The organism is Brunnivagina elsteri CCALA 953 (assembly GCF_002289455.1).
Lineage (GTDB): Bacteria > Cyanobacteriota > Cyanobacteriia > Cyanobacteriales > Nostocaceae > Brunnivagina > Brunnivagina elsteri.
This window is the reverse complement of record NZ_NTFS01000130.1, coordinates 1-15,568: the sequence shown is the minus strand read 5'-3', so window position 1 is coordinate 15,568 and position 15,568 is coordinate 1. Positions and strand designations below refer to the sequence as shown.

Genomic DNA, 15,568 nt, shown 5'->3' with positions numbered 1-15,568 from the left:
GGTACTGGGAACGGAAAATGTGACGGTAATTTGTACGGATGATTATCACAGGTACGATCGCACGCAACGTTCTGAATTAGGTATTACAGCACTGCATCCCGACTGCAACTATCTTGATGTGATGCAGCAGCATTTGTCCCTACTGCGGATGGGGCAACCAATTTTAAAACCGATTTATAGTCATAAAACAGGAACTTTTGCAGCTCCAGAGTATATTAAACCAAATAAGTTTGTGATTATTGAAGGATTATTGGGTTATTCGACTCGTGGGGCAAGGGATTGTTATGATGTGAGGGTGTATCTTGCTCCTCCCGAACCATTAAGGGCAAAGTGGAAGGTTAAACGGGATACTCTAAAGCGAGGTTATAGCGAAGAGCAGGTTTTGCAAGAGTTAGAAAAACGCGAACCAGATTCTGAAGCTTATATTCGTCCACAGAGAAGATGGTCTGATATTGTGGTGAGTTTTTATTCCCCAGAGGAAGAATCTGAACAAACAAATGGTAATTTGAATGTGCGTTTAGTGTTACGTCCAACTATTCCCCATCCCAATTTTACCGATATTTTAGCATCGGGAAATGGAAATTTGAGTTCGGCAATTCGGTTGGAATTAGACAGGGATATGGGTAAACCTGTCGATGTTTTGGAAGTTGATGGTCATGCTACATTAGACCAAGTGAATAAATTAGAACAGATTATTTGTTCCGATATGCCACATTTGAAAAGTGTGTGCGATCGCGAAGCAAATCCCGAACTTGGTAAAATCGCTGGTACTACTGGTGAAACCTTACAAAGCTATCCACTAGCATTAACTCAATTATTGATTACTTATCACATGCTTAGAGCTACTCAAATTCATGTTTAGTTTGTAGTATTAATTGTAGGTTGGGTGAAGACGCATGAAAAATACTAAATTTTTACGGCTATTATATTTTGCGTCGTAACCCAACACAAGATTTCGGATTGACGAGAAGGATTAATATTGGCTTCCATTAACCTGTGGGAATACTTTGTATAGATTTTAGTTAATTGTAATTCTCAATTAATTCCCAATTAATTATCAAGGGGAATAACATCATGAAACCGCGAATAGTCAATACAACGTTTACCATCGCTTGCTTTCGATAAAATATCCACAAAACGCATATTCCAAGCTATTTCTTCGGCAATAAATGAGTGACGTGCGTGAATTGGTTGCGAGACTGTTTCATCAATTCCGGTTAGAGTCACAACAATCTCCATTTCACTTTCAATCATTTCTTCTGGTGTGATTCCAAATAGTGGACTTTCTTCGTTTATTTGATGCATTACTAACCAGGAAAGTGCAAATAGAGGTGATTGACTGCGAACTAGTGGTATATCATAAAAACGCCGCATTAAATCACCTTCCTTGGTTAATTCACTCTTCACAAGACTAACCCGAACTTGCGCTTCTAAAATCCAATTTTGGCGCTTGTTCGCAACTCTAAACATCAAAGTTGGTAATCCGTTGTGTGGTGCAATTAAAGCGATTCGACTGAATATTACCCTGGCTTTAGGTAGGGAAAAACGAGCAAACATGATTCCGCTTGCCATTGCTAAACCCAATAACCCTAATAATGCTTCGATAGTAACTAGTACATTGGCATATGTTGTTTTTGGATACATTGCCCCATAGCCAATGGATGCCATTGTTTGCACGCTGAAAAAAAATGCGTCGAGAAAGTTTCCCGAACGAGCGTTTGCAATGCCATCTCCACCTAAAAGATATGCCCAGGCAAATAGAATGTTAGCAATTAAATAGCCTAAACTAACAATGCCAATAAATTTAACCCAAGAAAGTTTTATCAGTACATGGTATAAATCGTAGCGCCAACGCTGGTATGATAATCCCTTACGGACGACGTTAAAGCCTCCATCTCGATTAATCATCCGAGGTTTTGGGGAGGTTTGACGGTGGTTTTTGGTCATGTTTTGCTGCGCGATAAGTGCAACTTAACGCCAAAGGCGTTAAGTTGCCATAAGCTAAGAATCAGTATATTTCCTATTATCTAATAATTTAGGCAATCGGCAACAGGCATTTAGCAATTACCCATTCTTCTATTACCGATTAATAATTACACCAAATCTTGAATCATCTGTTCTAATTCAAGATGATGGTTTCCTTCTTCTTCGATCATGTTGCTGATAAATTCGATTAACTCTGGATTACTTTCTTGCACAGAAGATAATAATTGTTTGTACATTTCTATCGCTTTTTGCTCATTACCCAAATGACTATAGATAAAGCTAGCTTTGAGTGATTCATTATCATCTGAACTAATTCAGTATTGCTATTGACAAGAAATATTACACATACTTTATTGAAAACAAGTTGTAATAAATTAAACATTACTTCATGTATTGTTAACCATTTATGTATACGTGGTATCACGTATAATACTGACTTGACCTCAGTCTGGAGGAAAATGCAAAAAAAAAGAAACGATGCACTAATGCACCGTTCTCGGATTTATATTGATGGTCAACAAAACCAAAAATTCAGGCTTCTACAGTCGAATTTTCGCTCTCATCGCTAGTTTCAGTAACTTCGGTCTTTTCTTCTGTCTCTTCAGAAACAGGTTCAGCTTCTACTTCCGGTTCAATTTTGGCAGCAACTGGAGGTTTGGGTTTTGCTGGACGTGCTAGTGCTGGATTAGAAGGGACTTTCGACTCTTCTGAGTCAAATGACTTTCTGCCTTTACCCTCACGCTTGTTGCCCCTTGGAGCGCGAGATGCCTCCGGCATTAAGCTCGGCTTATCGCGATTCGATTTTTCCGGCATCGCATCTAAATTCTCAGATTCACCTTCAGGATTTGACGGGCGATCTGATTTCTTGATTGGTTTTTCTACCATTGTGAATTTATATTAAATCATCTCGTATAATACACCGCTTTCCTGTGGGGGGAAAGGGGAAAATAGAGACACGATATATCGCATCTCTACATTTCTAACTCAAATAATGTCTATCCGTTGGGGAAGAGACGAGCGATTTCCGAATCTTCTTCAAATGCGTTAGTGCCAAATTCTTCCCCTAATACCATTTCGTTACCAGCTTCGGCTTTTTTGGCTTGAGCTTCTTCCCCCCAAACATCCATCAACACATCACTAAAAGCATTTTCTTCTTCGGATGTATTAATATCTTCGAGAGCGTTATATTCCATTTTTGCTGCACTTGCTTCAATATCAAAAGAAATATCAGCACCAAAATCCTCATTTGCTTCGGCAACAGACATATTTTCTTTGCCAAATCCAGAAACTTCTGGTTCAGAAATACTAGCCATCGACATTGGGTTAGCGTAGTTCTCCGCAGGAATCCCGTCTTCGTTTCCCAATACATCCGCAGCCATCAATGATTCCACACTTACAGCATCAGTAAAATTACTTGTGACAGCAACTTGTGTCGCACCAGTAATTTCACTTGCCATGATGTCAGATTCTTCTTCGACTGGTGGAATTGCGGAGTTACCAAGAGCCATATCCGGATCGAAGTGCAAACCTAATACTTCGATGAGGGTATCAGCATCTGGGTTCAATTTTGAGAAAGGCAACATCAACTGGGATAATTTTGGCTCTAGGGCGTTCGCTACCCCTAAAATTAGGTAAGAAGGTGGACGCTTGCCTCCGTCAGGTGTGTAAACCGATTCTACCTGCATGTGCAGGAGAATCCAGTCGCGGTTAGCCTGGAAAAATTGCAACCACTTTTGCTTTAGAGATTCTGTGAAGCTGTAAAAGAATGCCATATTGCCCCTATCCTGAAAAAGTATGAATGATTTATACAATCATTAAGTCTAATTCCTCTTCCGGATTAGTAACTGGGGGTTTACCCGGATTTAAGTAAAAACCGGATAACAAAGCGAACAACTCTGTATCTGGGTAATCGTTGGGAATTACTCCTTTAGGACGCGCTAAAATTTGCTTGGTGATTCTGAAATGGTAGTCACAGGAGTAGTTTAGCTTATTGTTGCTCTCTGCCAGTTCAAACAGTGTTTTCTCTCCCTTGCGTAAAATACGGGTATCCTCTATTAATGGTAGTATTTCTAATACAGGTATGGGGACTGATTCTATGTACCTATTGATGAGGTCGCGTTTTCAGGTGCGATCGCTATATAAGTAGGGTATTAATCTACAAAAAATATTTATTATTACAATTACTATAAATGTGATGTATAAAATCAAGAAAAAATCAAGAGAGACGCGATATATCCCGTCTTTACGAGACGTTTTTTTGGCTGGTTTGGATTTCCTGGAGTGTTTGCCATCCTGGTTCCCATAGTCCACGATCTTGTAAAATTGTGGCGTTAATCCAAAATTTGACGTTAGGATCGCAAGATGATGTCATTTCTGCATAAACCCATTTTCCTTGGTTTTTGCGGTTGATTACTTGAAAATGTCTCCATCCATCCACTTTTTGCTGTGCTGTCCATTTGGAACCGAGTAAGTAGGGAAATTTTTGTTTTTTGGGTTTAGTCATATTTTTTGTATATATTAATATCTTTTAACATATATTAATATAACCAAAAGTCGGGAATGTGGGAAATAGCTGATTCTGGCTTTAGGGTTGGGGACGTAAAGATTTTAATTTTGCGATCGCATCATTATAACTGGCTTCTTCTCCTTTATCTTGGAAGAATTGTGCTGCTTTCTCGAAGTCTTCAATTGCATCAGGAATTTTGCCTAAGTCGGTACGAACTAGTCCGCGATTGTAGTAAGCTAAGGCGTAGTTGGGATTAAGTTCGATGGCTTTGGTGTAGTCGTTTACCGCATTTTGATAAAGCCCTTTTGCTAAGTAGGCATTACCACGATAATTATATGCTGATGGGTCTTTTGGATCGAGTTGAATGGCTTTTTGGAAGTCTTTGATAGCAGCTTCAATATCGTTATTTCTCAAGCGGAAATTTCCCCAATGGATGTATGTATCTGGGAATTTGTCATCAAGTAAAAATGCTTGATTGTAATCAGTGTAAGCTTTTTGTGTGTCTCCTGATTCGCTATAAACATCACCTCGCATTAAGTAGGCTTTAACATGTTTAGAATCGAGTTCAATTGTTTTGCTAAAGTCTTTTTTTGCGGATTGTCTTTGGTTGATCTGAAAGTTTGCTAAACCGCGTTCGTAATAATATTCTGGATTATCAGGTTTTAATGCGATCGCTTCATCAAATTCTTTGATTGCTTCGAGTTTTTTGCCTTGTCTACGGAAGATTTTTGCCCGTTCTAGATATGCTGCTGCATAGTCGGAATTTATTGCGATCGCTTGATTGAAATCTTCGATTGCACCTTGTTTTTCTTTGATTTGAGAACGAGCTAGTCCTCTGGCATAATAAGCGTCAGCATTTGTAGAATCGATGGCAATGGCTTGGCTAAAGTCGGCTATGGCTCCATTATAATTACTGAGAGTATATAATGTGAAACCACGGTCGTAATAGGCATTGGCATCTTTGGGATTTAACCTAATAGCTTCACTGGAATCAGATTGGGCTTTTTCATAATTTTCTAAACGATAAAAAGCATCTCCACGCTGGTTATATGCTTGGGCATAATCGGGATTGAGTTTGATTGCTTGGGTCAAGCTTTCAATTGCACCTTGATAGTTTGCTTGTTGGTATTTATCTGCACCTTGTTCGTAAATTATTTTAGCGTGTTCGATATCTCTTGGTGCGACTAGAAACCAACTAAATATTCCTACTAAAATAAAACTGATAATTCCAGATAACAAGACAATATTTACTTTTTCTGGAGGCTGAAAATTCCAGAAAAAAGACTTATTTTGTGGGGATTGAATATCTTTTAATACTTCACTTGCTGATTGATAGCGATGACGATAATCTAAACGCACCATTTTATTAATGATTCTCGCTAAATTAGCGCTAACTTTGCGATTATAATGCTGCCAAATTATTTCTCCAGTCAGGAAATGTTTGGGACTATTTATTCCGGCTATTTCCTTTGCTGATTTACCCGTTAATGCCGCGATCGCAATTATTCCTAAAGCGTAAATATCGCTATTAAATCTGGTTTTTCCATGCAATTGCTCTATTGGCATATATTCACTTCTGCCAATGTGATGGATGGCTTTTCTAATGCCACCAAAGTCAACTAATACTAACTGTCCATCTAGATGACTCTGAATAATATTGGTTGGTTTCAGATTTTGATGAATTACTCCGTGATGATGGATAAATTCCAGAATTTTGAGAATCTCTGACACAATACTTATGACTGCTTTTTCCTGGAGAATTTTCCCTTTGCCAATTTCTAAACTTAGGGGATTACCAGGAATATATTCTTGAACCACATAAAAATCACGATTTTCCTCCCAGTAAGTAAATAATTCCTGAATTTGCTCTTGTGTTTGTGCAAGCTCTTGTAAAGTCTCAATTTCACTCTCTAATAAAATTCTTGCATGGTTTAATACTTGCTCGTCCTGACTGCGAAGAAATAGTTTCTTCACTATATAATATAGTGAATTAGAGTCTGTTACGTCGGCTGCAAGATAGCTCTCGCAGACTGCATTTGCACTCAGCAACTGAAGAATTTGGTAGCGTGCATTTAACAGTTGAGACATCAGGAAATTTGTTTTTATTTATTACCTACATTCTTCATTTTATGAAGTTCTGCTGAAATTAAAATAGGTACTTGTGTTCGATGAAACATTAGCTTGTAAAGATTATGAAGCTTTTTACAATGTGTTATGAATTTCATCGAAATATGCAAGAGATAAAAACCGCAGATTCACGCTGATAAATATAGATGGAAAATTTATTGAAAGTTTGCATTCACAAATGTGGTGTAAACAGCATAGAAAAGCCAAAATAGAAGTAAGGATTTGATCAAAGAAAAAAGTCTTGGCTGAATAAGGAGTCTGTAAAGAGTGGTATTACAAGTCGAAACAAACGTTTATGAAGCGAAAACCCAGGAGATTGCGAAACAATTGCTCGCAGCTACCCAAGAAAATCGTTCGTTTTTAGGGAACCTGCGCGATCAAATGCGTTTGGATGATAAATTATTAGATTGGGCGATGAGTAATCCGGGTTTGAGGGTACAGTTATTCCGCTTTATCGATACTTTACCTGCTTTAAAAAATGATAAATCGGAAATTGCCGCACATTTACAGGAATATCTCGGTGATGATTCAGTAGAATTACCGAATGCCCTCAAAGGAATGTTAAATTTTGCTAGTCCCGATTCGATGCCGGGACAGGTAGCAGCAACTACAGTCACAAAAGCGACGGAAACCTTAGCACATAAATATATTGCGGGTGAAAACATTAAGCAGGCTTTGAAAACCATTGAAAGTTTGCGTCGAGATAAAATGGCTTTTACAGTAGATTTACTGGGTGAAGCTGTAATTACGGAAACAGAAGCGCAATCTTATTTAGAGCGCTATCTAGATTTAATGCAACAATTAACCGCAGCTTCTAAAAGTTGGAATAAAGTCGGGCAAATTGATGAAGCTGATGGGGAATTAATTCCGAAGGTACAAGTTTCCGTCAAATTAACGGCTTTTTATTCCCAGTTCGATCCTTTGGATGCCATTGGTAGCGAGGAAAAGGTAAGTTCACGGATTCGGGTTTTGTTACGACGTGGGAAGGAATTGGGTGCTGCTGTTCACTTTGATATGGAACAGTATGGATACAAAGATATTACTTTTAGTATTCTCAAGAAGATTTTACTCGAAGAAGAGTTTCGCGATCGCACCGATATCGGCATGACTGTCCAAGCATATCTCCGTGATAGTGAAGAGGATGCCAGGGGTTTGATTGATTGGGCAAAGCAGCGTGGGAAACCAATTACAATTCGTTTGGTGAAAGGTGCTTACTGGGATCAGGAAACGATTAAGGCTGAACAAAGGCACTGGCAGCAACCAGTTTATAACGATAAGGCGGCAACTGATGTGAATTTTGAAAAGATTACACAATTGTTGCTCGAAAATTACCAATATGTGTATGCAGCGATTGGTAGTCATAATGTGCGATCGCAAGCTCGTGCGATCGCGATCGCTGAGAGTTTGCAGGTTCCTCGTCGTTGTTTTGAGATGCAGGTATTGTATGGGATGGGGGATAAGTTGGGGAAAGCTCTGGTTGATAAGGGTTATCGGGTACGGGTTTATTGCCCTTATGGTGATTTGCTGCCGGGGATGGCTTATTTAATTAGAAGATTGTTGGAGAATACGGCGAATAGCTCGTTTTTACGGCAAAATTTGCAGAATGTGGCGGCTGAGGAGTTGCTTGTGGCTCCGGAGGTTAGTTTGTCTCGCGCAAAGACGCAAAGACGCGAAGAGGAGAAGGGGGAAAAGAATTATTTTGTTGGTGTTGCTGATACTGATTTTGCTGGGGATGGGGAAAGGAAGATGGCACAGGAGGCTTTTGGGTTGGTGCGTGGGCAGTTGGGTAGGATGTATTTGCCGTTGATTGATGGTGAGTATGTACAAACCCAGGATGTTGTGGAGTCGTTGAATCCGTCGAGGTTTGAGGAGGTTGTTGGGAAGGTTGGACTTGCTAGTGTGGAGCAAGCGGAAATGGCGATGCAAGCTGCAAAAAATGCTTTTCCTGGTTGGAGGAAAACACCTGTAAGTCAACGTGCGGGGATTTTGCGGAAAGCTGCTGAGTTGATGGAGCTGCGACGGGCAGAACTTTCGGCTTGGATTGTTTTGGAAGTGGGTAAACCTGTACGGGAAGCTGATGGGGAGGTTTCGGAAGCGATTGATTTTTGCCTTTATTATGCTGCGGAGATGGAACGGCTGAATGAAGGTGTTAGTTATGATGTGGCAGGGGAAATGAATAAGTATATTTACCAGGGTCGTGGGATTGCGGTGGTGATTTCTCCTTGGAATTTTCCCCTTGCGATCGCGGCTGGGATGACTGTGGCGGCTTTGGTGACGGGGAATTGTACGATACTTAAACCTGCGGAAGCTTCTTCGGTAATTGCGGCGAAGTTTGCGGAGATTTTGGTGGAGGCGGGGATTCCGAAGGGTGTGTTCCAATATCTACCTGGTAAGGGTTCGGCTGTTGGTGCTTATATGGTGAATCATGTAAATACCCACATTATTGCTTTTACTGGTTCTCAGGAAGTTGGTTGCCGAATTTACGCGGATGCGGCAACTTTGAAAATGGGTCAAAAGCACATGAAGCGGGTAATCGCGGAGATGGGTGGGAAGAATGGCATTATTATCGATGAGAGTGCTGATTTAGACCAGGCTGTTGTTGGTGCAGTGCAATCATCTTTTGGATATAGTGGACAGAAATGTTCAGCTTGTTCGCGGGTTATTGTTGTGGAAGCTGTGTATGAGGAGTTTGTCCAGCGTTTTGTGGAAGCGACAAAATCTTTGAATATTGGGGAAGCGGAGTTACCAAGTACTCAAGTTGGTCCTGTAATTGATGATAATGCGCGATCGCGTATTCTGGAGTATATAGAGAAGGGTAAGGCTGAATCTACCCTAGCGCTGGAGATGTCCATTCCTGAGAATGGTTATTATGTACCTCCGACGATTTTTAAGGATGTCCCAGCTGATGGGATAATTGCCCAGCAAGAAATTTTTGGTCCTGTTGTTGCGGTAATTAAAGCAAAGAATTTTCAGAAAGCTTTGGAAATTGCTAATGGTACAAATTTTGCTTTGACAGGTGGTTTATATTCGCGAACTCCTTCCCATATTGAACAAGCACAAGCAGATTTTGAGGTGGGGAATTTGTATATTAACCGTACAATTACGGGGGCTATTGTAGCTAGACAGCCGTTCGGTGGTTTTAAATTATCGGGGGTTGGTTCTAAAGCTGGTGGTCCAGATTATTTGTTACAATTCCTTGAACCTAAGACAGTGACAGAAAATATTCAGCGTCAGGGTTTTGCACCAATTGAAGGAGCAGAGTAGAGACGTTCGTAGAGACGTTCCGATGGAGCGTCTATGTTTTTGATTTGGGATTGATTATTTGTTGATTATTTCAGGAAGGTGGGCATTGCCCATCTTCTTTTATACTGCTATTGAGTAAGGGACTTCCAGAAAATAAAATATCCCAATTATATAATTATCAATCGTATCATTCTTAGGGCTGGGTATCCCCGCCCCTTATATATTGGGACTTGTATTGCTGGAACCCGGATTGCTGTTTGGCTATTAGTTGAAGCTCGTCGTCTTGGCATTACTGAAGCTCAACTTTTGCAAGATTATCCTCATATTAGTGCTACTGATTTGGTTAATGCTTGGATATATGCAGATGCTTATTCTGAAGAGATTGAAACTGCTATTCATGCCAATGAGGTTGCTTAGATAACATAAAGATTCTCTCACTTTGAAAATTTGCTGCGATCGGCTGCCTGCCAAATACCCTTTGAAAGCAAAAATCTAGAGGAATATATTATGTTTAGTCGCCTAGAATCAAAATCTCATTCTTCAGAGAGAGAACAAGCTGCTAGTTTGCTGCAATTATTGGGATGGGAAGGGTTTTGGATACAATTTGTTTTAACTGTTGTTGCTGGACTGATTTTAGGTTTCGCAATTCTTAATCCCACCCTGAATCTCAGGCTTAGATCGCTTTCATCTGGTGCAAGATGTGGTGGATCGTATCCCGCATTTAGGCGCTAAGGGGGACTACCTGAAACAGATGATGCAGGACAAGCTGATTGAGCATAAGCACTATATTGATGTACACGGCGAAGACTTGCCGGAAATCCACAATTGGAAATGGAGTGCGATCGCAACGCCGATAGAGAAATTGTTGATGGAAAAAACACCTGTACCTACTTGAAACGAGTCAAAGGAGGTCAAGATGCCTATTCATTTTAAGGAAGAAAACGGCGGGAAGATTCTTGTCGTTACCATAATTGAGCCAGCGACCCTCATCCCAGGAGACCACCATGCAAATTCAAATCAGAACTGACCACAACATCGAAGGTCATGAGGCGCTGGCCGATTGGGTCAGTAGCGTCATCAAGGATGCACTGAGCCGAGTCAGCGATCGCATCACTTCCGTCGATGTTCACCTAAGTAATCAGAATAGCGATCATCACGAAGACGGCAATGACAGTATGCGCTGCATGATCGAAGCCCGCCTCGAAGGACATCAACCCCTCGCAGTTACCGATCAGTCCGCGACCTTAAATCAGTCCGTTGACGGTGCTGTCGAGAAATTAACCCACTTGATTGACCATACTCTGGGACGGCTAGAGCATCAAGCCAACCATCGGACTGATCCGCCTCTATCGCGATCATCCTAGTCCTGAATTAAGCCTGCTAGACATTGCCCAGCCTCGAATTTCCAGGCTTTCAGTGATTCAAAATGGCTTATTTCAGTGACACTCAACTTTTTAGATGACTTGAATGAACAAAGGAGATATCAATGAGTACACAAGTAGGACTGTGGATTGACCATCATAAGGCTGCGATCGTGGCTGTGACGGAGAAAGGAGAAGAGACTAGCGAGATACTCTCGCAAGTAGAAAAACAACTACGACGGTCGGGCGATTCACCCCTGAAAGGTCCTTATGAAGCGCTTCAGATACCCGCCGACGATAGCCGTCAGAGGGCACGCACGAGAGAACTCGATACTTACTATGACGAGGTTATTGTGCATATTCGAGATGCCGACTCGATTCTGATAATGGGGCCAGGTGTAGCCAAGCATGAACTGCAAAAGCGGATGGAAGAAAATCGGCTTGGGGACAGGGTGGTCGGGGTTGAAACGGTTGATAATCTGACCAAACCTCAGCTCGTAGCCAAGGTTCGACAGCACTTTGCCACATCGCACTCGGAAAGCCGATCGAGTTAGGCGCACAAATACTTCGATAATGCTGATACCACGGAAGCACGACAGTGGTTGGACGCAGCATAGCGATGGGAAAGTCACCACTGGAGATGGAAAAACCCAAAATGAATCGGGTGCAGCTCTTGTCATAATATGAAGATTGGGAATCAGACAACGATTGTGAGTAACGGTGGATTGGTAGAACAACGAGCCTGAGTCAGGCGATTCAGCAAAGGAACACCATTGGAATATAAGGGTAGATGATTGCGCTTATATTCTTGACGTAAATGGAAACGCCAATATTCATCCCAATCACCGCTAACATGGAGAGAACGAAGACGCAAAACAGCTTCCGCACCAGTAAGACTCCATCTAGCACCAGTGATATCCATCAACTCTTTGACTAAGTGACGGCAAGCACACTCAATTACTCCCGTGGCAATGGGAAAACCTGCATTCAAATAGCAATCGTATTTGAGATAGGCTTTATTGTTAAGCAGATAGTTAGCACATTTATCCACTGCCGCACGCTGTTGAGTAGATAGTTGCTGTAAGGTGGCACTACGGCGAATACCAGAAGCAACTAAACTTGATTTACCTTGAAGAATCCCCTTCAAAGGTTTATTTACCCAGTTTTCCGCTTCCTTAATAGTATGGGAATGGAAGGCAAATGCAGCTTTCCAGAGATACTCGATTACATGGATAATATCAAGAACAATAGTTAGTTTTACCTTCTGTTTTCGTGAAAACTTTTTCAGCAGGCTCAATTGTGTTTTATTACCATCAACTAAGGCAACGATGTTTCTGTTGATTGGGGTCGCGATGTGATGCCTCTTTAAATGCCTCTTTAACGAATCCGGCTCTGCCTCCAAGCTTGCCCAAACACGTTTATTCTCAGGTTTGGGACGCTTTAAGGTCGAAGCAGGCTCACTGGCGGTAAGAATTTGCTCTGCGGATAAATGGGTCAATAGTATAAACTGAGGCGACCGTTGCCATCCGTTTGGAATTACGTTTTTCTCCCTTAGTTAGCCGTTTATCTAGCTTTTTGTGTGCATTTAATGCCCGTTTCTGTGTTGCTGGACGTAAATCCTCGCGATCGCATAATCACTCCTTTTCCATCGGTAGTGATAACTAGAATTTCCCCTTTTTGCTCTAATTGGTTCGATTCTGCTTGCCTTGCGCTATAGAACGAATCAAAGTCAACAGAACTTAATCTGGCTAATTGCTCGACTTGCCGTTTTTGTACTTTTGCTGCCGTGGTTTTCTTGATTGTTTCTACTGTCTGAGTAAACCCGTTTAATGCTACTTCTGCTGCTATTCGTTCCCTGATTCCGTAGGAGTATTGTTCTACTGGTAAGTTTAGTTCTGCGTCTAAGGGGCTTAAATTGACTATTTTTCTTTGTAACCGATACGATGAACTATTACCGTTGCCAGGGAAACTAATTCGTGTGGTACGTCCATCTACATAAACAAAGAGAAAATTTTCATGAGTCAAGTAACTGTAAAAATTGCTACTTCAACAAACGAATTTGCAGCAATTGAAGAAATCAGAAAAACAGTATTTCAGGAGGAACAAGGAGTTGATGCGGTATTTGACTTCGATGGACTTGATGAAACTTGCGATCGCTTAATTGCGTCATTGAATGGTGAGTTCATCGGTACTGTCAGAATTCGGGTTTTAAATCCGGAAATGGCGAAAATTGAACGGTTAGCTGTTCTCAAACAAGGAAGAGGATATGGTATCGGCAAAAAATTAATGGCAGAAGCTTTAGAAATCGCTAAGAGTAAAGGAATTTTAGAAGTGGTTATTCATGCTCAGGAATATATCAAACCTTTGCATCAACAACTAGGATTTGAGGAATATGGTGATGTCTTTGTTTCTTCAGGTATCCGTCATGTGAAGATGAGAAAAGTAATCAAAAATGAGGAATGAGGAGTTATGAGTTAGGAATTAGGAGTTTATAAATATTTGCTTTTTCCCTTCCCTTTAAAGATTCTGAGTGTTGCAAAGTGATTAAACGTTCCCTGTCTTTCCATCGTCTTCCGAGAAATGCGTTAATACTAATACTTATTTGGGGTTTAGGTGCAATATGCGATCGCATTTGGATTTCCCTCGACAATTCTATACCTGCTTGGGATCAAGCTGATTACCTCACGGGAACGTTAAATTACCTCGCAGCTTTGCAAAATCCCCAATTCGGGAATTATGAATGGTGGCAAAGTCTTTGGTTACTATCTTCTAAAATTCCTCCCCTCACTTACATTGTCACGGGCATTCTTCAAGGTATTTTTGGTGTCGGGCAAGACCAAGCAATGCTCGTAATGTTACTGTTTAGCGGCATTCTTATCTCTTCAGTCTATGGCTTAGGTAAAGTCTTATTCAATTCAACCGTTGGTTTATGGGCAGCAGTACTGTGCCAAATTCTACCAGGACTTTATACCCTACGTCTGGAATTTCTCCTCGATTATCCCCTCGCAGCAGTAGTTACATTTAGCTTTTTTTGCCTCACACTTTGGCATTTTCAGCAAGAGGGAAGACAAACTTCATTTCCCTCACTAATAAAATCCTCACTTTTAGCTACATTATTCGGAATATCTCTCGGATTAGCTTTATTAGTTAAACAAACGGCATTATTTTTCCTATTTACTCCCATTATTTGGGTAGGAATAGTGACTGTGCTTAAGTTGCGCTGGGTGAAATTGCTTCAGCTAATTGCTAGTTTGTGGGTATCAACTTGGATATTTGGTGGTTGGTATCGCACTAACTGGTTAACCATTTTGACATCAGGAAAACGAGCAACAATTGATTCCGCGATCGCAGAAGGTGATGCACCTTTAAATAGTATTAATGCGTGGATGTATTATTGGCAACAATTACCGCAACAAGTATCTTTGCCTTTGTTTTTAGTACCAATATTTTCATTGTTATTTTATTTGGCAAGATTTGGAGAAACAAGGACAAATTCTCAAGATGGAAAAGGTGAAAATTCCCAATATCAATTAACTATTTCCCAATCTATCAAATGGTTAGGAATATTCTTAATTGGAGCGTATTTTTTCTCATCTTTGAATATGAATAAAGATGCGCGTTACATAATACCTTATTTACCAGCATTCGCGGTATTTTTAGCCTATGGATTAACAAGGTTTCAAAATTTGTTGGGAAAGCGTATCCGTTGGGGAACCTTGGGTTTGGCAGTTTTACTCATGGTGTTAAATTTGTTTCCCATTGGTGGGTTTGCAGGGGGTTTGATGACGCAAGCATTAAGTTCTCAAGCAAAACATCGTCCACAAATGCTTTCACTAATACCCCACAAAGAAGTGATTGCGGAGATTATTCGTACCGAACCTTATTTGCGAGCAACATTAGGGGTTTTACCTTCAACCGCTCAAATTAACCAACACAATTTAAATTATTACGGTGCATTGGCAAATTTCCAAGTGTATGGACGACAGGTAGGAATTAGGGAAAGACAAATAGAACAAGATGTGCGATCGCTTTCTTGGTTCCTGACAAAAACCGGGGAACAGGGTTTGGTTCCCAAATCTCAAGCTGCCATAGTTCAAGCTGTGGAAACATCACCCAATTTTGAAATCCAACGCACATGGAAATTAGCTGATGACAGTATTCTCAAGCTTTACCATCAAAAAGAACCATCCGTCGAAGTCATATCCCGTCCACTTGAATATTCATCACTAGAAATTATTCACGAAAAAAATATCCTACCAACTCCTGTCACTTTAACCCAGCTAACCCTTCCTGAAAGCGCTTCTCCAGGTGTTCCTATTCCCGTAACCTACAGATGGTCTAGTTC

The 15,568-nt window shown here is 40.8% G+C and carries 13 protein-coding genes and 4 pseudogenes; 8 read left to right on the top strand and 9 right to left on the bottom strand.

Annotated features, from left to right (window positions below; all coding sequences use genetic code 11):
• On the top strand, window positions 1-862 hold an 862-nt coding region (locus CK510_RS13365; RefSeq protein ID WP_095722174.1), incomplete at its 5' end, for a phosphoribulokinase.
• A gap of 188 nt (window positions 863-1,050) precedes the next feature.
• Here CK510_RS13365 and CK510_RS13360 read toward each other — a convergent pair.
• From CK510_RS13360 to CK510_RS13335, 7 genes and pseudogenes are all read right to left on the bottom strand, one after another.
• Window positions 1,051-1,947 (bottom strand): ion channel, encoded by an 897-nt coding sequence (locus CK510_RS13360; protein WP_095722173.1) that lies wholly within the window; start codon window positions 1,945-1,947, stop codon window positions 1,051-1,053.
• A gap of 146 nt (window positions 1,948-2,093) precedes the next feature.
• On the bottom strand, window positions 2,094-2,249 hold the full coding sequence (locus tag CK510_RS32775) for a hypothetical protein (RefSeq protein WP_211293189.1): 156 nt from the start codon (window positions 2,247-2,249) through the stop codon (window positions 2,094-2,096).
• Between the two features lie 268 nt (window positions 2,250-2,517).
• A complete protein-coding gene (locus CK510_RS13355) occupies window positions 2,518-2,871 on the bottom strand; it encodes a hypothetical protein (protein WP_095722172.1) in 354 nt (117 codons plus the stop codon).
• Between the two features lie 110 nt (window positions 2,872-2,981).
• On the bottom strand, window positions 2,982-3,758 hold the full coding sequence (locus CK510_RS13350) for a DUF5331 domain-containing protein (RefSeq protein WP_095722171.1): 777 nt from the start codon (window positions 3,756-3,758) through the stop codon (window positions 2,982-2,984).
• Window positions 3,759-3,789: 31 nt separating this feature from the next.
• Window positions 3,790-4,107: pseudogene (locus tag CK510_RS33435) on the bottom strand (P-loop NTPase family protein); the annotation flags it as partial.
• 121 nt (window positions 4,108-4,228) lie between these two features.
• A complete protein-coding gene (locus CK510_RS13340) occupies window positions 4,229-4,489 on the bottom strand; it encodes a TIGR02450 family Trp-rich protein (RefSeq protein WP_095722170.1) in 261 nt (86 codons plus the stop codon).
• Window positions 4,490-4,570: 81 nt separating this feature from the next.
• Window positions 4,571-6,580, bottom strand: coding sequence for a tetratricopeptide repeat protein (locus CK510_RS13335; protein ID WP_095722169.1), 2,010 nt, complete (start codon window positions 6,578-6,580; stop codon window positions 4,571-4,573).
• A gap of 306 nt (window positions 6,581-6,886) precedes the next feature.
• Here CK510_RS13335 and pruA point away from each other — a divergent pair, with 306 nt between their 5' ends.
• The 5 genes and pseudogenes from pruA (at window position 6,887) to CK510_RS13315 (ending at window position 11,226) form a co-directional block, all read left to right on the top strand.
• Complete coding sequence (pruA, locus tag CK510_RS13330) at window positions 6,887-9,883, top strand: L-glutamate gamma-semialdehyde dehydrogenase (protein WP_095722168.1); 2,997 nt, start codon at window positions 6,887-6,889, stop codon at window positions 9,881-9,883.
• A gap of 210 nt (window positions 9,884-10,093) precedes the next feature.
• Window positions 10,094-10,279: pseudogene (locus CK510_RS13325) on the top strand (DUF433 domain-containing protein); the annotation flags it as partial.
• Window positions 10,280-10,369: 90 nt separating this feature from the next.
• The gene (locus tag CK510_RS30995; protein ID WP_143289293.1) at window positions 10,370-10,594 is read left to right on the top strand and encodes a DUF3611 family protein; all 225 of its coding nucleotides are present in this window, start codon (window positions 10,370-10,372) and stop codon (window positions 10,592-10,594) included.
• Window positions 10,527-10,757 (top strand): annotated as a pseudogene (locus CK510_RS13320) (phosphoketolase family protein); the annotation flags it as partial. The gene CK510_RS30995 and the pseudogene CK510_RS13320, both read left to right, overlap by 68 nt.
• Window positions 10,758-10,866: 109 nt before the next feature.
• A complete protein-coding gene (locus tag CK510_RS13315; protein WP_095722167.1) occupies window positions 10,867-11,226 on the top strand; it encodes an HPF/RaiA family ribosome-associated protein in 360 nt (119 codons plus the stop codon).
• Window positions 11,227-11,571: 345 nt separating this feature from the next.
• On the opposite strand, the gene CK510_RS31755 is transcribed toward CK510_RS13315, so the two are convergent.
• On the bottom strand, window positions 11,572-11,838 hold the full coding sequence (locus CK510_RS31755) for a hypothetical protein (protein ID WP_211293188.1): 267 nt from the start codon (window positions 11,836-11,838) through the stop codon (window positions 11,572-11,574).
• Window positions 11,839-11,920: 82 nt separating this feature from the next.
• A pseudogene (locus tag CK510_RS13305) lies at window positions 11,921-13,152 on the bottom strand (ISKra4 family transposase); the annotation flags it as partial.
• Window positions 13,153-13,239: 87 nt separating this feature from the next.
• On the opposite strand from CK510_RS13305, the gene CK510_RS13300 reads away from it, so the two are divergent.
• Together CK510_RS13300 and CK510_RS13295 are read left to right on the top strand one after the other, a co-directional pair.
• On the top strand, window positions 13,240-13,686 hold the full coding sequence (locus CK510_RS13300) for a GNAT family N-acetyltransferase (protein ID WP_095722165.1): 447 nt from the start codon (window positions 13,240-13,242) through the stop codon (window positions 13,684-13,686).
• Between the two features lie 77 nt (window positions 13,687-13,763).
• The coding region (locus tag CK510_RS13295) for an ArnT family glycosyltransferase (RefSeq protein WP_143289292.1) at window positions 13,764-15,568 on the top strand (1,805 nt) is incomplete at its 3' end.